This is a genomic window from Enterococcus sp. AZ163 (assembly GCF_050498925.1).
In the GTDB taxonomy this organism is placed as follows: domain Bacteria; phylum Bacillota; class Bacilli; order Lactobacillales; family Enterococcaceae; genus Enterococcus_A; species Enterococcus_A ferrettii.
On record NZ_JBIPAO010000002.1, the window covers coordinates 480,941 to 499,569 of the forward strand.

The following is an 18,629-nucleotide window of genomic DNA, read 5'->3' on the forward strand; positions in this document are numbered from 1 at the left end:
TGTTTATAGTGAAAATTAGTAATACAGATTTTGGTGGAGGCTATCGATTAATTACTTTAGAAAATGAACAAGGCATGCAGCTTGCGGTTTCCGATTTAGGGGCCCGAATTGTTCATTTAAGTTTTCCAGCTGCTGGAAAACAACGAGAGCTGATCTTAGGCTTTGATTCAGCTGAAGAATATTTAGTCAAAGATCCTTACATCGGTGCCAGCATTGGGCGAACCGCTGGACGAATTGAAAATGGTGTCTTTGAGCTGAACGGGCAAACGATTCAAGTCGACGTCGATAAAACCACCCACCATTCACTGCATGGCGGGCAACCTGGCTTTGAAAGTAAAAAATGGACCTATACAATTATCGAAGGTCATAACGAAGCCTCTGTTTTGTTTTCCCTAATCAGTCTTGAGGGCGAGCATGGTTACCCTGGAACTTTAGACATAGAAGTCAGATATACGCTAACTGCTGATAATCGTTGGCGCATTACAACTCGAGGAATCAGCGATCGAGACACTTTATTTAACCCTACCAATCATGTGTATTTTAATTTATCTGGTGATTGTACGGAGGCAGTTGATCAGCACCATCTTTGGCTAAATAGTTCCTATTTTGCAGAACTGCGGCAGGATACTATTCCTACAGGTAAAAAATTGCCTGTTGCCGGAACTGCCTTTGATTTTACTAAAAAGAAAGCTTTGGCTGAGTTGTTCATCAGTAATTTTGACCAGAAGCAATTAGCTGATGGGATGGATCATCCCTTCTTTTTAGATCAAGCAGACTTGAACGTCCCAGCTGCAATTTTAACTAGTCCTGATGAAAAAGTGGAACTAACAGTCAAAACTGACGCGAGCAGCGTGGTTTTATTTACTGCTAATTTTGGCGACAATACTCCCGAAATGCATGGACAGAAGATGGCAAACCACGGAGGAATTACTTTTGAAACTCAAACAGCTCCAGGAGCAGAGCAATTTCCAGAGTTTGGATCCATCCAATTAACTGCTTATCAACCATTAACAACGATTACTGAGTTCAAGATAGAAGGAAAAGAGGAATAATTATGGAAATGAATAGAAACTTAATTACCAAATTTGCGGAGGTCTTTGGACCAAGGGAAACCAGTCATTACTTCTCGCCTGGCCGGATCAACCTAATTGGTGAGCATACCGATTATAATGGCGGCCATGTTTTCCCTGCCTCCATCACTTATGGAACTTACAGTGTCGCTAGTCCTCGCGAAGATAAAAAGGTTTTGGTTTACTCAACCAACTTTGATGAATTAGGCGTCATCAGCTTTTCTTTAGATGATTTATCTTTTGACAAAAATGCCGATTGGGCGAACTATGTGAAAGGAATGATTCTTAAAACTAAAGAAGCCGGCTTCACAATTGATCACGGGTTTGAACTGCTGGTAGACGGAACAATTCCTAATGGTGCGGGTCTTTCCAGCAGTGCCTCATTAGAATTATTGGTGGGTGTCGTTTTAGAGGACCTTTTTCAGCTCGATATCGACCGCTTAACCTTGGTCAAGCTGGGACAAAAAGTCGAAAATGAATTTATCGGGGTTAACTCAGGTATTATGGACCAATTTGCTATCGGTTTTGGTGAAAAAGATAAGGCCATTTTACTCGATACAAATACTTTAGAATATGAACTGGTGCCAGTAGAACTTGACGGTTACGCAATCGTTATCATGAATACCAATAAACGTCGTGAGCTGGCTGATTCAAAATACAACGAACGTCGCGGCGAATGCGAAGAAGCTCTTTCTCGTCTGCAAAAGAAATTGGATATTGACTCATTAGGTGATTTGGACGAAGAAACCTTCGAAGCTAATCTTAATTTATTAGGTGATGATATTTTAATTAAGCGCGCCCGCCATGCAGTGACAGAGAACCAACGAACATTGATTGCTAAACAGGAATTAGTTCAAGGCAACTTAACCGCTTTTGGACAATTATTGAATGATTCGCATACCTCTTTGCGTGATGATTATGAAGTTACCGGATTAGAATTAGATACCTTAGTTGCAGCAGCACAAAAACAATCTGGTGTGTTAGGTGCACGTATGACCGGTGCCGGCTTTGGTGGATGCGCGATCGCTGTCGTTGAAGAATCAGCGATTCCAACCTTCAAAAACAATGTTTATGACGACTACTTGAACACCGTTGGTTACGCACCAGAATTTTATGTCGCTCATATCGGCAGCGGCACTACAAAATTAGGATAACTTTAGTTAACGCCAGTTAATTCTGGCGTTTTTTTGTTCTGCATCCTGAAACATCTCTAATAAATCACGTGCGTCCCCTTGAATATTTACTTCAAAAGCGAACATTACTAAGTAAAAACGAATCTTTTTTCACTTTTTTATCACTACAAGCGCAGTTTTATGATAAAATGGCAACAAAATAGGAGGGGTTGGATGGACGCATTTTTAACGAATTTTAATTCTATTATTTGGGGAGCACCGATGATTTTTCTAATTTTGGGAATCGGAATTGTGCTCACCGTAGGTTGTCGAGGCATCCAAATTCGCCGTTTGCCATTAGCTTTAAAGTATATGGTGAAAAACGAAGAAGGTGGTCAAGGTGACGTAACAAGTTTCCAAGCCTTATGTACGGCCTTATCTGCTACAATCGGTACTGGTAATATTGTTGGGGTGGCAACAGCGATCGTAGCTGGCGGGCCGGGAGCTTTGTTCTGGCTGGAGCTGGCCGGATTATTGGGAATGGCAACGAAATACGCGGAAGGCTTGCTGGCGGTAAAATATCGTACCTTTGATGATCATGGCAATGCCTTGGGTGGCCCCTTTTACTACATTGAAAATGGTCTTGGGAAAAACTGGCGCTGGTTAGCAAAAATGTTTGCTTTCTTCGGTGCAATTGCTGGATTGATCGGAATCGGAACGCTTACTCAGATCAATGGGATTACTTCAGCTGCTGAAACATTCTTTGATCCGAACCGATTGAATACCGTTAGTCTGTTTGGCAATGAATATACTTTAGCTACTATCATTTCAGGGATCGTAGTAACTATTTTAGTAGCAATCGTTTTAATTGGCGGTGTGCAGCGGATCGCCCGAGTCTCTGAAATTATTGTTCCATTGATGATTGTCATCTATGTTGGTCTTTGCTTGTTCATGATTATTTTGAATATTGGCAAATTGCCAAGTGTTATTGTAGAAATTATTCAAAGTGCCTTTGGTTTACGAGCTGTTTCTGGTGGTGCACTGGGTGCTATGATGATTGCCATGCAAAAAGGGATTGCCCGCGGGATTTTCTCTAACGAATCTGGTTTAGGTAGTGCACCTATTGCTGCTGCTGCTGCCCAATCAAAAGAGCCGGTTCGTCAGGGTCTTGTATCTATGACCGGAACTTTTATTGATACACTTATCGTCTGTAATATGACTGGGATGGCAATTATTCTTACAGGTGCTTGGGAGACTGGTTTAGAAGGGTCAGCTGTAACAATCTATGCTTTCACTGAAGCTTTACCTCTTTCCCAGACTATCGCTTCATTATTGCTAATGATTTGTTTGGCATTCTTTGCTTTTACTACCATTTTAGGCTGGAACTATTATTCTGAACGCTGCTTAAGTTATCTAACCAACGGGAATACGAAATTCTCTTCTGCTTTCCGAATTGTTTACATTGCAGCAGTATTTATCGGCCCTTACTTAACAGTAACAGCTGTTTGGACCATTGCCGATATCTTCAACGGCTTAATGGCCTTTCCAAATATTATCGCACTGATTCTTCTAAGTCCGGTAGTATTTAAGGAAACAAAATCTTATTTTGCTCGTTTGAAAGAAGCAGATGGCGGAGAACTTCCTTCTGTGCCATTATCTGGTGTTTCTATAGATGAGGAGTAATAAAAAATAAGAACTGAAGGGTATCAATCATCCGATTGGTGCCCTTTCTAGCGATTTACTTAATAAAATACTATGATTATCTTAAACTCGAAGATACATAAGAAAGGAGGATCAGTGTGAAGAAAAATTCAGGACTGCTGTATGCTTTTAGTGCATACATTTTATGGGGCTTTATTCCCCTTTATTGGAAACTGCTGCCCAATGTTGGTGCAGTAGATATATTGTTTTATCGAATTATTTGGTCACTGGTCTTCATGATTATCTATTTATTGTTCACTCGGAAAGTACCAATATTTCTCCGTGAAACAAAAGAATTGTTTAAAAATCCTAAGGGGACCCTCGCTATTGTTGCTGCTGCGATTTTTATTTCTATCAATTGGGGTGTCTTCATTTATACTGTAAACTCCGGTCACGTCCAGCAAGGAAGTCTGGGGTACTATATTAATCCTCTATTTAATGTATTGGCCGCAGCGATTTATTTGAAGGAACCCTTAACTCGTACTGCTAAGATTGCCACCTTTTGTGCTTTTATTGGAGTGGTTCTATTGACAGTACAAACCGGGGAGTTTCCTTGGGCTTCGATTATCTTAGCTGGCTCTTTTTGTCTGTATGGACTGACTAAAAAGAGCCTTAAGCTAAGTGCCGTAACCAGCATCACCTTAGAAACCTTGATTATTGCTCCATTTGGTTTAATCTATTTGTTCTTCTTTTCGGAAGCAGGTTTCTTAGGCTACGACACTACGACTAATCTTTTGGCTATGGGTGCAGGTATCGTTACTGCGATTCCGTTGCTGCTATTTGCCAATGCAGCAAAGCAGTTATCCTATGTAACCTTAGGCTTCGTACAATATATTAATCCCACAATCATGCTGGCTCTGGCAATTTTCTTGTTCCACGAACCCTATGGTCTGCCGCAGTTTATTGCCTTTTCCTTCATTTGGTTGGGCATTCTAGTTTTTATTGTCGGCAATCTTTTGCAAACCAAACGAATATTGAAACAACCTGCTAAAGATCTTTAAATACAAATAAACCCAGCCGTCTCCACTAAAAGGGAAACGTTGCTGGGTTTTATTTTTCTATTAGCCTTTTTTCTCATTTGAAAACCAACTAATTGGTTGCGGAACAAGTATTTCTCAAAAAGAAATTACTGATTTATCTAAATAACTGCTCACTTAATTGTTTATCACCTAAAGAAATGTCCTACCTGGTTTCACTCCTCTTGACTAATACAACTTTCTTCACTTCCCGGATCGTGTACATCTATTCAAAAAATTCCGCCCTCTGCTAAAATATACTTTTCGTAAGCGAAACTATTTTTCAATTCATAAATAAGACTAGCCACTGCTACCTTACAATTAATTTGCTAATTTTATCTCATTTTGGCGCATAGTCATCCGTTTTGAACAAATCCTCTGGAATCGTTTGTGAAACGTTACTAATGATAAACAGCTTTTGTTCCTCTTCAGGTCTGTTAATATTACTAATCCCAACTCCGTAAAGTTGTGGGGCCTCATCTAGATAAAGTTTAATCACTTTTCCCTCACTATTTTCATATTGATGATAACGAACCTTCAGATCATTTGGCAATTTTTCATTTCCGCCGTTTGTTCGTTGGAAACCCTTCAAATTAAGATAATTCATTATTGGCACACGATGCCAACGGCTGTTAGCCAACTGCTCATCCGTTGAAAAAACTATTTCTCTATTTGGAACAGCAATTGCCAAAAAGGTTCCATCCTTGACGACTTCCTTACGATCAATTTTGTTGCTTATTTTTTTTGCGATTGACTCCATCTCGTAGGTTACATGAACTGCCGCAGATTGTTGCGGATTATAAACATATGTACCTCGGGTGTTATTCTCTGTCGAAACAAACTTATTGTACTGATCAACCGTAAACTCTTCATAATCAAAACAAAAAGCTTCATCTTGGTATATCCACGCCAAAAGTGTACCTGGATAATTAGCAGCCAGCTGATCTCCTTCTTTTTTTTTACTCATGTGACTACTTTGCTTTTCCTCATTTTTTGGTTGTCTAGCTGCATCCTTTTGAGAACAAGCACTAAAAAAAATTATACTAAGTATTAGCATGATTCGACTGAATTTCCCCATTTATTACTCCCTTTTTTACCCTTTAATTCATTATACATCGCTCACTTTACTTTATGTAGCTAAAAAATACGGGAAAACCGATAGAATCAGTCTTCCCGTATTTTTCTTTGCTTAAATTAAATGGTTATCCTTCAAAACGTCACTGATATAGGTACCTTCAACCTTCTTTACAAAACGCTCTACTAACTTGCGTTCTACAAATGGCATATCCATCTCAGTCAGTTTCTTTTTATCCGTTAAATAGTAAACAGAATTTGCTAGCGTTCGCAAATCATAGGCTGAAGCAAATACCTCTGGTACCCCACGCTCGACATCCAGCAGCTGATATACAGCCTCCATCGCTGTACGTACCGAATATTCTGTAGTAAAAACAGTATCCCGCTGCGTTTCAGCAAAGTTTCCAATAAAGGCCAAATTGGTTGAACCGTTAGGAATAACTAGTGGACGATCGCCAGGTTCCCGCAACATAAAGTAAGAGGTAATAAACGGCATATAAACTGGAACGACTCTGCAAGATTCTTCTGAAAAACGTTGAATATCTTCCTCTGGTACTCCAAGATGATACATCAGCTCTTGAACAATCTCTTTACCAGAACATTCTTCAATCGGCTTCTTAATATAATTACCCGGAGTATTGGAAAGCAATCCATACACCCACGTAACCGTTTGCTGGTCCTCTTGTTCTTTAAAATGAGGCTGACGATGGGTTGCAAAGCTCATTAACCAATTAGAATCCTTGATGGTAATAATTCCGCCAGTAACAATCCGACCCGTCCGCAATTTTCTTTGGGTTAACCGACTAATATAAGGTTCAATATCAAAGTTCTCCCAAGTAACAGTTGCTGAAACAAACCAGCTCTCATTCGGTAAATTATCACAAAATACTTCAGGATGACCAAATTCAGATGACTGTTGGGCTAAATTTTTCCAAAGCTTCCAACTACCGCCTAAATCATGTGTTATGGGTGCAGGTGTATAATGATCCCCTTCGGTTGAACTTTCTGTAATGGAGCCATTGGTAACAAAAACCAAATCTTTTTGAGTTAAATCAATGGTTTCGGCTTTACCCGCTTTGGTCAAAACAATTTTTTTTGCTGTCTTGCTGTCAGACTGAATATCTACTTCAATGTTCTCGATTTTTGTTTCGTATTGAAAATCTACTCCTTGATCCTTTAAGAAGCTTAATAGTGGTTTGACTAATGATTCGTATTGATTGTAGCGTGTAAATTTCAAAGCTGTGAAATCAGGTAGTCCTTTAATATGATGAATAAAACGCATAACATAGCGGCGCATTTCAATTGCAGAATGCCATTTTTCAAAGGCAAACATTGAGCACCAGTACAACCAGAAATTTGAGGCAAAAAATTCTTCACCAAAAACATCCTCAATCCGCTTACCAATTAACTGATCCTCCGATGTCATAAATAGTTCAACCAATTCTCGTTGAGCCTTTTTTGATAATGTAAATTCTCCATCATCAGCAGCTCGTTCACCACGATTATGAATAATTCGACAGTTAGACGAATTAGGATCATCGTGGTCTAGCCAATAAAATTCATCTAAAACTGATGCATTGTCAACTTCTAAGGAGGGTACTGAACGAAACAAATCCCATAAGCATTCAAAGTGATTTTCCATCTCCCGACCGCCACGAGTAACAAATCCATCATGAGGAATAAACTTGCCATCCAACGAACCTCCAGAAAGAGACAACTCTTCAAAAATGTGAATATGCTCCCCCTTCATGTGTCCATCACGAATTAAGAACACAGCTGCTGCCAATCCAGCCAGACCTGCGCCTACAATATAAGCACTTTTATCCTCTACGCCCTCTGGTTTTCTGCTTTTAGCAAACGCTTCGTAATTCCCATTTGTATACCTCATTAGTAAAGTCCTCCTTCTTTTTATGACTCTCTTAAAGGGTAGCAGTCTCCTCAAATTTAGACAAAAATTTGAGCTCCAAATTAGTATGTTTTTTCGCATAATAAAAAACAACCAAAATCAATACCTAAACCTCGAGAGCTGCTATCTTTTTGTGTCTTCGTTACTCACTGACCTCACCACATTATTATTACCACCGGTCTCAGTAAGTTAAACTGCTTGCACAAGCGATTTCCCTGCTCTTTAAATTAACTATTTTTGTTTAAAAAGGTTCTTCTGTTCAACTTTTTTCAACACCAAAAGTATTTATTCCCCCTTCTTTATTGTTTATTTCCCTACTCATATTGTGTTCGTCTCAGCAATAACCTATACTTTTAAGCAAAGAAATAGAAGAGGTGACCTGATGTTATTAACTGACAGAATGAAACGATATCCTTTTTCTCCCAATGAAAAAGTCGTTATAGATTTTATTTTAGAGAAGAAGACTTTAATCAAGGATTACTCTGTGAAAGCTATCGCTGCGGAGACCTTCACTTCCCCTTCGATTTTAGTGCAGATTGCTCAAAAACTAGATTGTGCCGGCTGGGTAGAATTCAAAGAAAACTTCTTAACAGAAATCAATTACCTGCAAAAATATTTTCAATCCATTGATGCCAATCTTCCCTTTTATGTCAAAGATCCAATGATGACAATCATTGAAAAAATGGGACAACTGCATGTGGAAAGTATTCAAGATACACTGTCCCTGATTTCTCATGATGACCTTCACCAAGCCGTTCGGATCATGGAGAGAAGTAAAAAAATTCGGATATTTGCGGTAGATCATTTGAACTATGCAGGAGAAGAATTTGTTTTTAAACTGGGACGAATTGATAAAGAGGCTGAAATTACTCTCATCTCTGACAATCAATTTCATGCTGCTGCCATGGCTTCTCCCGATGATTGTGCCATTTGCATTTCTTATTCTGGCGATACACCAACCTTATTAAAGACAGTTACACTTTTACAAGAGAATCAAGTGCCGATTATCGCAATCACCAGCATCGGCAATAATCGTCTAGCTGAGTTGGCTGATGTTGTCTTGAATACGACGACTCGAGAAAAATCTTACTCTAAAATTGCTGATTTTTCTTCATTGGCTTCGATCAATTTTATTTTAGATACTTTGTATGCCTGCTATTTTTCATTGAACTACCAGCAGAATTTAGATCACAAAGTCAGAATCGCTGAAATAATCGAAACAAATTACGAAATCGAAAATGCAGCAAGTAAAAAAGATTAGCTTTCGCAATAGAACCTTGAGTAAGAAGCTCCATAGGTTAAGTACAAATTGCTTTCTTCTAATGGCTCAATAGATTTTGAGTGAACTACCCGCCACTTAGCTAAACCTATCAGTTCTTCATGCTTGAAGTGGGAGCTTCTTGGGAACAGAGCTTACTTGCAAGAGTATGTCTTTGTTTGCAGCGGCTTCTCTTTTTTACCAAGCTATCCCCGTAGTTCCTACGGTTCTTGATTTGGTTATACGAGGGCTTGCAGTCGAAGTCCCTCGTTTAGAATGTTGATACTGGCATTGATGTCTCGATCATGGTGAGCCTGACAAACCGGGCAGGTCCACGCTCGAATCTGAAGTGGTTTCTTACCATCCTTGTGTCCACATTCGGAACAAAGTTGACTAGATGGATACCACCTATCTACCTGAAGCATTTCTCGTCCATACCAGTCGGCTTTGTACTGGAGTTTCGCCACAAAGCTGGACCAAGAGACATCCGAGATACTTTTGGCTAATTTATGATTCCGCAATAGACCCTTCGTATGTAAGTCTTCAATACAGATCACATCGTGGTTTTTGATAAGATCGGTACTCAACTTATTTAGAAAGTCGTGGCGTTGGTTTTTGACTTTTTCGTGCAATCTTGCCACTTTGCGTTTTTGTTTTTGGTAGTTCTTGGCTTCACTTAGCTTTTTACCTGCTTTCTTAGCTTGTACAGCTCGACGAGAAAGCTTTCGCTGTTCACGTGTTAACTTCCGTTCCATTTCGGCGGTAAAGCGATGGTTGTCAATCTTCTGTCCATCCGAAAGAATGGCAAAGTCTGTAATCCCCAGATCGATGCCAATAACCGAATTCGTTTTAGGAAGCTCGTGAATGTCTTCTTTGCACAACAAAGAAAGGTAATATTTACCGCTTGAATGATAAGAGATTGTTACGGATCGAATATTTCCTTTTGGTTGGCGATGGCGTTTTATACGGACAAGGGATTTTAGCTTTGGTAGTTTGATATAGTTGTTTTCCACTAGAGAAATGGTACCGTGTTGATTATTGGTAGTGTAACTTTGAACCGGACTGCTTTTGCTTTTGAATTTAGGGAAACCGACACGTTTATCGCGAAAGAAGTTGTTGTAGGCCTTGTCCAAATTCAACTGAGCATTCGCTAAGGCAAGACTATCAACTTCTTTCAGGTAGGGATAGTCGTTCTTGTATTTGGCTGGGGTAGGCTTTTTCAATTTTTTGGAAGGATCATTCTTCATTACCGCATAAGTCTTTATCCGCTCATCCAGCATCAGGTTGTAGACTTTTCGAACACAACCAAAAGTCTTGGCAAAGAAGATTGCTTGTTGTTCTGTTGGATAGATGCGGTACTTGTAAGCTTTTAGTTGTTCCATGATATCCACCCCTTTTGTCAGTTCCAAAGAAGCGAACGTGCGTTCTTTTAGGTGATTATATCATGCGAAGAATAGCGTAGCAATAGCTTTTTATCTTTTTTTAGTTGCACCGTCCCCCTAAACAAAAAACGGCATTCATCATCCACCTATAGAGGATGGGCGACTTCTGCCTGAAGTTCTGTTAAATGGTTTTCCATCAAGGCAAACCCTCGTAACTGGCACAAGCTTGAATAAAACTCTTTTTATGTATGTTTACTTAAAACAGATATGCCGACTTCGCCTGCCAGACTTCGTAAACTCTTAATTGACCAATGCGCTAATAACAAAATTTTATAAACTGCAAAAAGCAGGACTGGCAAAAAAACGACTAATGGATTTGTATCGCCTCCAAAAAATTAGACCAAAAATCTAATTTCTGGAGGTCGGTACATTACTCCACTAGTCGTTTTTCACTTCTTCCACAGCTTCAGAGGAACGAGCATGCAACTCTTCTTCATCTAAAATTAGAAAGCTGTGATTTTCTCGCTCCATTAAGCCTTCTTCACATAAATTTTTCAGCAAACGAAACATATGCCGATAGCTCATGCCAATTGTCGCTGCTACATCTGTCAAATTATCTTGAAAATAGCCTTTGTATGCTCCCTGCAAAATATACGAGCACAAACGCTGTTCGCCTGTATAAAGAGCTGTAGAAACATAGTTTTGCGAGCTTAACAATAATTTTTCCGACAAGCCGCGAGCCAAATGTTGAACAAAGGTGAGATTTTGCAGCAAAAAATTGCGCTGGTGTTGATAAGGAATCACTAGGCACTCTACCTTAGACAAGGCTACAACTGATGCAGTACCAATGTCACTAGTACTTGCCAATTCCATATCACCGATTAAACCACCAGATAAGTAATAGCTTAGTACTAAATCCTTGCCGTTTGAAGCTGTCGTACAGACCTTAGCCTTGCCGGAAACAACCATGATTAAATGCTGATAAGGTTCTCCTTCATTATGAATTGTTTCTCCTGCCTTATACCAGTGAATAAAACAGTTGGTATCATGATCCGAAAGACCATACTTTCTCAATAATTTCCGATGAACATCGGTGAGTTGATAATTTTCCATCTTTTTTCTCCATTTTTTTCTCAAGTATGACATATGTCCTACTTGAATTGCAAACAATCATCTACAATAGGGTCATGGAGGTGTTCAATATGTTTTATTTACTAGGATTATTGTTGCTAGTCGCCTTGATTACCTGGAGATATCAAACAAACCAAACGAAAAAAAATGCTTATTTCCAACAAATTGATGCTTATGAAAATAAAAGAAAAGAAGCCATTTTAGAAAGAGCCAAGATTATGGCTGTCGGCAATAAGGCGCAAGCACAACACACTAATAGCAACTACGTACAAGCTGCTTCACTAAAGAAATCAGCTTAGCTGAAGCAGCCTTGCTATCGTAAAAATCAAAAGTAAAGCAAACCCCTTAGCTTTCCTCCCCTTTCTCGTTATAATGAGAAGGAGGAGGTTTTTTGTTATGAAAATTGGCTTTTTTGGTGCTGGTCATATGGGCAGCGCAATGATTCAAGGTTTAATCGCTTCAGGGAAGATTCCCGCGCAAGATATTTTAGTTAAAGGGGGCCGAAGTCAAACAGCGAAGAAACGGCAGAAAGAATTAGGCTTTACTTTGGTTGATCAATTAGAGGACTTAACTGAAGCTTCTTTATTAATCGTTGCAGTGAATCCGGCTGGGGTCCTGCCGATTATCCAGTCTTTACCTGCTGCTGTTACGGATAAGAAAATTCCATTGGTTTCAGTAGCGGCTGGGGTTGATATTGCAGAAATGACTGAGGTCTTAGGATCAGATTATCCCTTGGCTCACTGTATTCCCAACACTCCTGTGTCAGTAAATGAAGGGGTCTTAGGCATCTCCTATAGCGAACAATTAAGTGCTGCTGACAAAGAAATAATTGATCAAAGCTTGCAGCTGCTAGGATCACTAATTGAAATTGATGAGTCCTTGTTAGGCATTGTAGGTTCTGTGGCTGGTTGCGGACCAGCATTTGTCGATCTGTTTATTGAAGCATTGTCTGATGCCAGCGTTTTTTACGGTCTAAATCGTGAACTTTCTTATCAAATTGCCGAACAAATGATTAAGGGAGCTGCCGAGTTGGCTCTCCAATCCAAGAAGCATCCCGGTGAATTAAAAGATGGTGTCGCAACCCCCGGCGGTACAACAATTAAAGGTGTTGTCGCTCTAGAGAAACACGGCTTTCGCAATGCAGTGATTGAAGGCGTTAAAGGAACCATAGAGTAAAAAACTCAAGAAATATTTGCATAAAATGATACAAACCGAACGACCATTCAGCTAAACCCTTCTATTTCAAAGGAGTTATCGCTAAAGGTCGTTCGGTTATTTTTTTAAACTATGGCACTTGCTAAATGGTCATTTAGCATTGCGACAGCTTTTTTAATGTCTGAATCTAAGCTGAACAAACCACTGGAACCAATAATAAAAATATCCGCTCCCGCATCCAGCATGGTTTGATAAGTTTTCTCGTTGCAAGAACCGTCGATTTGAATTAAAAATGATTGATTATTTTCTTCTCGATAATTCTTCAGCCAACGAACCTTATTCAAACTCTCTACAATAAATTTCTGACCGGCAAATCCAGGATCTACTGTCATCACCGTTACAATATCAATTAAATGCAAATAGTCTAAAATTAACTCCATAGGTGATTCTGGGTTTAGGACAACGCCCATTTTTTTATCTTGCGCTTTAATTGCTTGACTCACCCGAAATGCATGTCCATTTAAATGTTCGGCATGAATACTAATTACTTCCACCCCTAGATCTAATAGTGGTTCTACATATTCGACTGGATTCGTTACCATTAAATGCGCATCCAACGGAACGTCAGTATGGGCTTGTAATTGTTGAATAAACCATGGTGATAAAGTCATATTGTTTACGTAGTGTCCATCCATGATATCAATGTGGTAATAGTCCATCACCGTATTCAAGTAGGTAATTTGTTCACTGAATTTGCCTAAGTCCATACACATCAGTGAAGGTGATAATTGTACCATTCGCGTTCCTCCTTAATTAGTTAACCGATTGTCCACCATCAACAACCATTTCAGCACCGGTCATAAAGCGTGAACCCTCTGTAGCCAAGAAGACTACTGCGTCGGCAACTTCTTCAGCAGTACTGATTCGGTTGTACAACGGAATACGCTGCCCCATTTCTTCCATTGTGCGTTCGGTCGCTTGAGCAGCATGTTCTGCCATTTGAGTTTTGATATAGGCGGGATGTACAGAATTTACCCGAATACCTCGCGGCGCTAATTCGATTGCGGCAGCTTTAGTTAGTGAAGCCACGGCTCCCTTGGAAGCTGCATAAGCAATGCGGTTTTTAGACCCCAAGAAAGAGGCGATTGACGCAGTATTAATGACACTGCTGCCTTCACTTAATAAGGGAAGCATTTCCTTAATTCCTAAAAACATACTTAACGTGTTCACCGCCATGGTCTTCTCCCAAAGCTCAACAGTTGTATCCTCAATCGTATCTATTTTAAAAATTCCAGCATTATTAAATAAAACATCTAATTTCTCAAATTTTTCCTGTATAGTTGCTGCCGCTTTCTTCCAAGCAGCTTCTTCCGTAACATCAAAACACATTGGGTAAACACTGTCGGTACCGTATGCTTCTACTAAGACATCCAATCGTTCTTGATTATTGTCGTTAACAAATACCATAAAATTTTGATCAACTAATTTTTCTACCACAGCCCGACCTAAGCCGCCAGCTGCTCCAGTAATCATTGCTGCTTTCTTTTTCAAAACATTTCCCTCTATTCTAAATTTGCATGATTGGCTTTCAACTCTTCAAAGCTTATTCCTTTTTCTTCCATCAATTGCAAGGTCAAAACATCATGGAACAATAGCAGAGCTTGCTCGAACACAGTAGTCATAGGTTGAATAGATGTAAAAACCCGCGAACTTTTCGATGGGCTCTCAAATTGAACAATGACGTCCGCCAATTGAGCAATAGAGCTTGTTGAATTGGAAGTTAAATGAACAATACGAGCATCAAACCCTTTAGCTTTTTTGGCAATTTCTAAAGGAATCACTGATTCCCCTGAACCGCTGCCTACTACTAACAAATCATTCCTAGTAATCGGCGGCTCATTCAAATCTCCAACCATGTGACAATGAATGCCCAAATGCGTCAAACGTTTTACGGCGGCTTCCAGCGCTAGCCTCACACGTCCGACACCGATAAAGAAAACTTGTTCTGCTTGCAAAAGCTCCACTGCATAACTAGTTATCTGTTCCTGAGAAACTTTGCCTAACAATTGACCTAATTCTTTCATCACTGCTTGAGTATTTTCATAATATGTCTTCATGCAGCATCAACACCTTGTTGTAGAATTCTTTTTTCTCGTGAACCATATTAAATGCCTCGATCAATTCCTCGATTGCTACTTTATGAGTAATCAATGGTTCTAAAATCAGGGTTCCAGCCGCAATGGCTTGCGCAGTTACCTGCCACTCATTTTTAGGAATTTTATCGTAAATACTATTAAACATACCGACAATCGTTCCTTCCTTACGCATGAACTGATCATAAGTCTTCTGTTTCAGCATCATGTCAGAGTGAGGATTGCCCAGCAATACCACCCGACCAAACGCCCGCATCGACTGGACACATTGATCAAAGGCTGCACTGGAGCCAGTTGCTTCCACTGCCACATCAGCTAGCTTTCCATCTAAGGTCTGTTTAATGAACTCTTCGATTGGAATTTCCCCGCTGTTGCAAACAAACTCAAAGCCTAGCTCTTTGGCAAAATCAACTTTTTTCTGATCAATGTCAGCTAGTAAAACCTTGGCTGCCCCATTGATCTTAGCCCACTGCGCTACCATCACTCCAATTGGTCCAGCACCGAAAACAACAATTGAATCTCCTAGTGTTAATTGTGCCTTATTGATAACATGCTGGGCAACTGTAGCCGGCTCTACCATAGCCCCTTCCTCAAAGCTTACCTGATCTTCCAATAGAACCAAATTGAATAACGGAACAGCTAAATATTCTTCAAAACCACCATCGGTTCGTGAACCAAAATAATTATAATTTGTACATTGGGCATAATTTCCTGATCGACAAAATTCGCATTCGTTACAGGGCAGTAACGGAAAAACGGCAGCTTTTTTACCTAGATAGTTTTCCGGAACCTCCTCACCCAAAGCAACAATTTCCCCCGAAAACTCATGACCTAAAACCGTTGGAAAATGGTAAGATCCTGTAACAAAGGTTCGCGGAATATCCGACCCGCAAATACCGCAAGCCATGATTTTTAACAGCACCTCGCCTTTTTTCGGCGAGGGCTTTTCTTTTTCTACTAATGTCAATTGACCAATTGAGACTAATTCAACTGCCTTCATCAAGTCCTCCCTCTAGCCTTTAGGAACTCCCAGCACACCAAGGTAAGCCAACGTAATTCCTAAGACAAAAATGATTAGAATAATCAAATTGATGTTCACTTTCTTACGAACTAACCAGTACACCAGCATAGTTATCCCCAAAGGCACCAAGCCTGGCATCAAGGCATTTATTACCTGTTCTTGAACATTCAGCTCCACTCCTTTGATATCTAAGATCAATGGAATTTCCACATTTACTCGCGAAGCAGTCATACAACCGACTACCATCAAACCGATCATACTGAAAATTTCTGTCAGACGAGCAATTGTGCCTTCCCGCAGCATAGTTAAAATAAACGATTTCCCTTTTTGATAACCCAACCGGTACATATTCCAACCGAAACCAATTAAACATGCTTTATAGGCAATCTCAAAAAAGATTGGTCCTACATAGCTGCCGTCAATCGCCAATGAGCAGGCAATCCCTGCTAGAATCGGGTAAACAATCCCCTGACTGACTGTGTCTCCAATCCCAGCGATCGGTCCCATCAATCCCGTGCGAAGGGAGTTGATTGTTTCATCTGTGATGTCTTCGGCACCGTTAGCTCTTTGTTCCTCCATCGCTGCAGCTACACCTGGAATCATGGTTCCTATAAAAGAAGGCTCCGTATTGTAAAAAACAAAATACTTTTTCAATTCCTTTACTTGTCTTTCCTTGTCATCAGGATACAGCTTGCGAATTACCGGAACCATGGCATTGGCTTGACCTAGAGCCTGCAATCGTTCATAGTTATAGGCGGTTTCACTAGAATAGGTTAAGGCCCAATTCTTTAACATCTCTTTTTTAGTTAATTTTACTTCCATCTATGATTGCTCCTTTCCAGCTGGTTTCATATCCAAGAAACCGGTGTTGTAGAATACAAAACCAAGAATTGCAGCAATTGCAGTGATTGCCATAACATCCAATTTCAAATAAACGGCTAAAACAAATCCTAAAAAGAAGAAAGGCATGATTTTTTTGTTTCCCATGAAGCTGATCAACATAGCAATTCCTAATGCTGGCATAATTGCCCCGACTACCTGCATTGCTGTAACAAAAGAATCAGGAATCATATTCAATAAATTCTGCATCGGTTCAGCGCCAAAATAAACTAAGATGAAAGCTGGAATTCCAGTAATCACAAAATTCAAAATTCCTGAAGGAACATAATTCATCATTCGCATGGCACGAATATTGCCATTGTCTAAAAATTTTTCTGCTTGGTGAACCCATAATGCATTGATAGACATTGTTAGCTGGAAGGTCAAAATTCCGAACAAGCTAAATGGAACAGCGAAAGTTACTGCCAAGCTTGGATCTGCACCAGACAGAATAGTCATTGCTGTACCAAATACTGCCGCCACCGGCAAGTTTCCTGGCATCGTTCCTCCTGCAGTAATCCAGCCCAGGTAAGCCAAGTTGATGTACGCTGCCGCCTGCATCCCTACTAGTGGCTCTCCCATTGCCAAAGCTACCAAGAAACCAGACCAAATGGGATAAAGCCACGATCGAGTGATCAAGTGACTAGGCCACCAGTTACAAACTGTCGAAATAATGGCAACTAAAATTGCAGATATTAACATTTTTTCTCCTCCTTTTTTTGCTGCTGGAAATTTTAAAGAAATTTAGAAAGGTCCGTTTCCTTCTGATCAGGGATAATATGAATCATCACTGGAATATTGCGATCGATCATCCGTTTGAATACCGCCCGTTCCTCATCTGATGCTGAGATATTTTTATACAAGACACGTCTTTCTGCTTTTGCTCCCATACCACCAACAATTAACTTATCAATTGCTATACCACTTTCTAGCAGTTTTTCAATCACAGCTGGCCCTTTGACTAAAATGATCAAGCGCTTGTTTTTATCCCCTTGCTGATTTAAAAAAACTACTGCATCATCTAATCCCTGCACAACGATGTCAATTCCATTGGGGGCTGACATTTTTAATACTTCTCGCATAAATTCATCTTTGGCAACGTCATCGTCAATAATCAATATTTGATTCGCTCTTGTTTTCTTTACCCACGCAGTCATCACCTGGCCGTGGATCAAGCGGTCATCAATTCTGGTTAGTACAATTTCACTCATGTTGTTCCTTCCTTCCCATTGTCTCAAATAATTCCTTAATACCCTCTTTGCCCACAGTTTGAATATATTGAGCCAGCTGATCCAGCTCCATGGTTTCACGACTGCAAATTGCTTCGATCACCATCGGTAAATTTACGCCCGTCACTGAACGATAATTTACCTTCCCTTTTAACAGATGATAATTTTGTGCAGTCACGTTGTAGGGACTTGCTCCGAAGATGTCGCAAAAAACTAAAACACCTTCTCCCTGATCCAATGCCTGTATTTTTTCAGCCGCTGCATCCTTGAATGCTTCAATACTTGTTTCATGAAATAAGCCCAATGAATCAATATTTTCTGCTTTTCCTGAAATCAACTCCGCTGCTGACAAATAGCCTTTTGCCAGTTCACCATGAGTAAGTATCAATAATCCAATCATCCTTTCACCTCCTCACCTCTCTATAAAGCAAGCCCTGTGCCAACTTTGTGAACTGCCTAAAAAGAGCCGCAAAACAACCTTTTACTTAATTGGTTGTCTTGTGACTCTCACTTAATTCGTCTTTTTACTTCATGTGTGCTGC

Annotated in this window: 19 protein-coding genes; 7 read left to right on the top strand and 12 right to left on the bottom strand. The window is 40.0% G+C overall.

What is annotated here, in order from left to right; genetic code table 11:
• Nucleotides 1-8: 8 nt before the first annotated feature.
• From IGI46_RS20735 to rarD, 4 genes are all read left to right on the top strand, one after another.
• Complete coding sequence (locus IGI46_RS20735) at nt 9-1,052, top strand: galactose-1-epimerase (RefSeq protein ID WP_429974174.1); 1,044 nt, start codon at nt 9-11, stop codon at nt 1,050-1,052.
• A gap of 2 nt (nt 1,053-1,054) precedes the next feature.
• Nucleotides 1,055-2,224, top strand: a complete 1,170-nt coding sequence (locus IGI46_RS20740; protein WP_429965949.1) for a galactokinase — start codon at nt 1,055-1,057, stop codon at nt 2,222-2,224.
• A 192-nt stretch (nt 2,225-2,416) separates the two neighbouring features.
• Nucleotides 2,417-3,865: an alanine/glycine:cation symporter family protein gene (locus IGI46_RS20745; RefSeq protein WP_429974175.1), complete on the top strand. Its 1,449-nt coding sequence runs from the start codon at nt 2,417-2,419 to the stop codon at nt 3,863-3,865.
• A gap of 116 nt (nt 3,866-3,981) precedes the next feature.
• Complete coding sequence (rarD, locus tag IGI46_RS20750) at nt 3,982-4,884, top strand: EamA family transporter RarD (protein WP_429974176.1); 903 nt, start codon at nt 3,982-3,984, stop codon at nt 4,882-4,884.
• A gap of 355 nt (nt 4,885-5,239) precedes the next feature.
• On the opposite strand, the gene IGI46_RS20755 is transcribed toward rarD, so the two are convergent.
• A complete protein-coding gene (locus tag IGI46_RS20755; RefSeq protein ID WP_429974177.1) occupies nt 5,240-5,977 on the bottom strand; it encodes a hypothetical protein in 738 nt (245 codons plus the stop codon).
• Nucleotides 5,978-6,088: 111 nt separating this feature from the next.
• On the bottom strand, nt 6,089-7,861 hold the full coding sequence (locus IGI46_RS20760) for an oleate hydratase (RefSeq protein ID WP_429974178.1): 1,773 nt from the start codon (nt 7,859-7,861) through the stop codon (nt 6,089-6,091).
• A gap of 400 nt (nt 7,862-8,261) precedes the next feature.
• On the opposite strand from IGI46_RS20760, the gene IGI46_RS20765 reads away from it, so the two are divergent.
• Nucleotides 8,262-9,140 carry a MurR/RpiR family transcriptional regulator gene (locus tag IGI46_RS20765; protein ID WP_429974179.1) on the top strand — a complete coding sequence of 293 codons (879 nt, stop codon included), beginning with the start codon at nt 8,262-8,264 and terminating at the stop codon, nt 9,138-9,140.
• A gap of 236 nt (nt 9,141-9,376) precedes the next feature.
• Here the strand turns inward: IGI46_RS20765 and tnpB are convergent, their stop codons facing one another.
• A complete protein-coding gene (gene tnpB / locus IGI46_RS20770) occupies nt 9,377-10,519 on the bottom strand; it encodes an IS200/IS605 family element RNA-guided endonuclease TnpB (protein WP_429965942.1) in 1,143 nt (380 codons plus the stop codon).
• A gap of 438 nt (nt 10,520-10,957) precedes the next feature.
• The gene (locus IGI46_RS20775) at nt 10,958-11,632 is read right to left on the bottom strand and encodes a Crp/Fnr family transcriptional regulator (protein WP_429965941.1); all 675 of its coding nucleotides are present in this window, start codon (nt 11,630-11,632) and stop codon (nt 10,958-10,960) included.
• 89 nt (nt 11,633-11,721) lie between these two features.
• Between IGI46_RS20775 and IGI46_RS20780 the strand changes: the two genes are divergently transcribed.
• Both IGI46_RS20780 and proC read left to right on the top strand, forming a co-directional pair.
• Nucleotides 11,722-11,949 carry a hypothetical protein gene (locus tag IGI46_RS20780; protein WP_429965940.1) on the top strand — a complete coding sequence of 76 codons (228 nt, stop codon included), beginning with the start codon at nt 11,722-11,724 and terminating at the stop codon, nt 11,947-11,949.
• Nucleotides 11,950-12,046: 97 nt separating this feature from the next.
• Nucleotides 12,047-12,826 (top strand): pyrroline-5-carboxylate reductase, encoded by a 780-nt coding sequence (gene proC / locus IGI46_RS20785; RefSeq protein ID WP_429965939.1) that lies wholly within the window; start codon nt 12,047-12,049, stop codon nt 12,824-12,826.
• Nucleotides 12,827-12,930: 104 nt separating this feature from the next.
• Here proC and alsE read toward each other — a convergent pair whose 3' ends face one another.
• The 8 genes from alsE to IGI46_RS20825 are packed head-to-tail and all read right to left on the bottom strand — an operon-like array spanning nt 12,931 to nt 18,487.
• The gene (gene alsE / locus IGI46_RS20790) at nt 12,931-13,602 is read right to left on the bottom strand and encodes a D-allulose 6-phosphate 3-epimerase (protein WP_429965938.1); all 672 of its coding nucleotides are present in this window, start codon (nt 13,600-13,602) and stop codon (nt 12,931-12,933) included.
• A gap of 16 nt (nt 13,603-13,618) precedes the next feature.
• Nucleotides 13,619-14,356, bottom strand: a complete 738-nt coding sequence (locus IGI46_RS20795) for an SDR family NAD(P)-dependent oxidoreductase (RefSeq protein ID WP_429965937.1) — start codon at nt 14,354-14,356, stop codon at nt 13,619-13,621.
• Between the two features lie 11 nt (nt 14,357-14,367).
• A complete protein-coding gene (gene hxlB, locus IGI46_RS20800) occupies nt 14,368-14,922 on the bottom strand; it encodes a 6-phospho-3-hexuloisomerase (protein ID WP_429965936.1) in 555 nt (184 codons plus the stop codon).
• Nucleotides 14,906-15,958, bottom strand: a complete 1,053-nt coding sequence (locus tag IGI46_RS20805) for a galactitol-1-phosphate 5-dehydrogenase (RefSeq protein ID WP_429965935.1) — start codon at nt 15,956-15,958, stop codon at nt 14,906-14,908. The genes hxlB and IGI46_RS20805 overlap by 17 nt, the downstream gene beginning before the upstream one ends.
• 12 nt (nt 15,959-15,970) lie before the next feature.
• Nucleotides 15,971-16,801: a PTS system mannose/fructose/sorbose family transporter subunit IID gene (locus IGI46_RS20810; protein WP_242704324.1), complete on the bottom strand. Its 831-nt coding sequence runs from the start codon at nt 16,799-16,801 to the stop codon at nt 15,971-15,973.
• The gene (locus IGI46_RS20815) at nt 16,802-17,560 is read right to left on the bottom strand and encodes a PTS mannose/fructose/sorbose/N-acetylgalactosamine transporter subunit IIC (protein WP_242704325.1); all 759 of its coding nucleotides are present in this window, start codon (nt 17,558-17,560) and stop codon (nt 16,802-16,804) included. It abuts the gene before it with no gap.
• Nucleotides 17,561-17,592: 32 nt separating this feature from the next.
• Nucleotides 17,593-18,069 carry a PTS system mannose/fructose/N-acetylgalactosamine-transporter subunit IIB gene (locus IGI46_RS20820; protein ID WP_429965934.1) on the bottom strand — a complete coding sequence of 159 codons (477 nt, stop codon included), beginning with the start codon at nt 18,067-18,069 and terminating at the stop codon, nt 17,593-17,595.
• Nucleotides 18,062-18,487 (bottom strand): PTS sugar transporter subunit IIA, encoded by a 426-nt coding sequence (locus IGI46_RS20825; protein ID WP_429965933.1) that lies wholly within the window; start codon nt 18,485-18,487, stop codon nt 18,062-18,064. Before IGI46_RS20825 ends, IGI46_RS20820 begins: the two co-directional genes overlap by 8 nt.
• Nucleotides 18,488-18,629: the final 142 nt, after the last annotated feature.

What these genes read in the sequence shown, in the direction of transcription:
- IGI46_RS20745 (WP_429974175.1), top strand. Translation starts at nt 2,417, where the DNA reads ATGGACGCATTTTTAACGAATTTTAATTCTATTATTTGGGGAGCACCG.
- IGI46_RS20810 (WP_242704324.1), bottom strand. Translation starts at nt 16,801, where the DNA reads ATGGAAGTAAAATTAACTAAAAAAGAGATGTTAAAGAATTGGGCCTTA.
- IGI46_RS20760 (WP_429974178.1), bottom strand. Translation starts at nt 7,861, where the DNA reads ATGAGGTATACAAATGGGAATTACGAAGCGTTTGCTAAAAGCAGAAAA.
- alsE (WP_429965938.1), bottom strand. Translation starts at nt 13,602, where the DNA reads ATGGTACAATTATCACCTTCACTGATGTGTATGGACTTAGGCAAATTC.
- IGI46_RS20780 (WP_429965940.1), top strand. Translation starts at nt 11,722, where the DNA reads ATGTTTTATTTACTAGGATTATTGTTGCTAGTCGCCTTGATTACCTGG.
- IGI46_RS20765 (WP_429974179.1), top strand. Translation starts at nt 8,262, where the DNA reads ATGTTATTAACTGACAGAATGAAACGATATCCTTTTTCTCCCAATGAA.
- IGI46_RS20825 (WP_429965933.1), bottom strand. Translation starts at nt 18,487, where the DNA reads ATGATTGGATTATTGATACTTACTCATGGTGAACTGGCAAAAGGCTAT.
- hxlB (WP_429965936.1), bottom strand. Translation starts at nt 14,922, where the DNA reads ATGAAGACATATTATGAAAATACTCAAGCAGTGATGAAAGAATTAGGT.
- proC (WP_429965939.1), top strand. Translation starts at nt 12,047, where the DNA reads ATGAAAATTGGCTTTTTTGGTGCTGGTCATATGGGCAGCGCAATGATT.
- IGI46_RS20815 (WP_242704325.1), bottom strand. Translation starts at nt 17,560, where the DNA reads ATGTTAATATCTGCAATTTTAGTTGCCATTATTTCGACAGTTTGTAAC.
- IGI46_RS20805 (WP_429965935.1), bottom strand. Translation starts at nt 15,958, where the DNA reads ATGAAGGCAGTTGAATTAGTCTCAATTGGTCAATTGACATTAGTAGAA.
- tnpB (WP_429965942.1), bottom strand. Translation starts at nt 10,519, where the DNA reads ATGGAACAACTAAAAGCTTACAAGTACCGCATCTATCCAACAGAACAA.
- IGI46_RS20755 (WP_429974177.1), bottom strand. Translation starts at nt 5,977, where the DNA reads ATGGGGAAATTCAGTCGAATCATGCTAATACTTAGTATAATTTTTTTT.
- IGI46_RS20775 (WP_429965941.1), bottom strand. Translation starts at nt 11,632, where the DNA reads ATGGAAAATTATCAACTCACCGATGTTCATCGGAAATTATTGAGAAAG.
- IGI46_RS20740 (WP_429965949.1), top strand. Translation starts at nt 1,055, where the DNA reads ATGGAAATGAATAGAAACTTAATTACCAAATTTGCGGAGGTCTTTGGA.
- IGI46_RS20820 (WP_429965934.1), bottom strand. Translation starts at nt 18,069, where the DNA reads ATGAGTGAAATTGTACTAACCAGAATTGATGACCGCTTGATCCACGGC.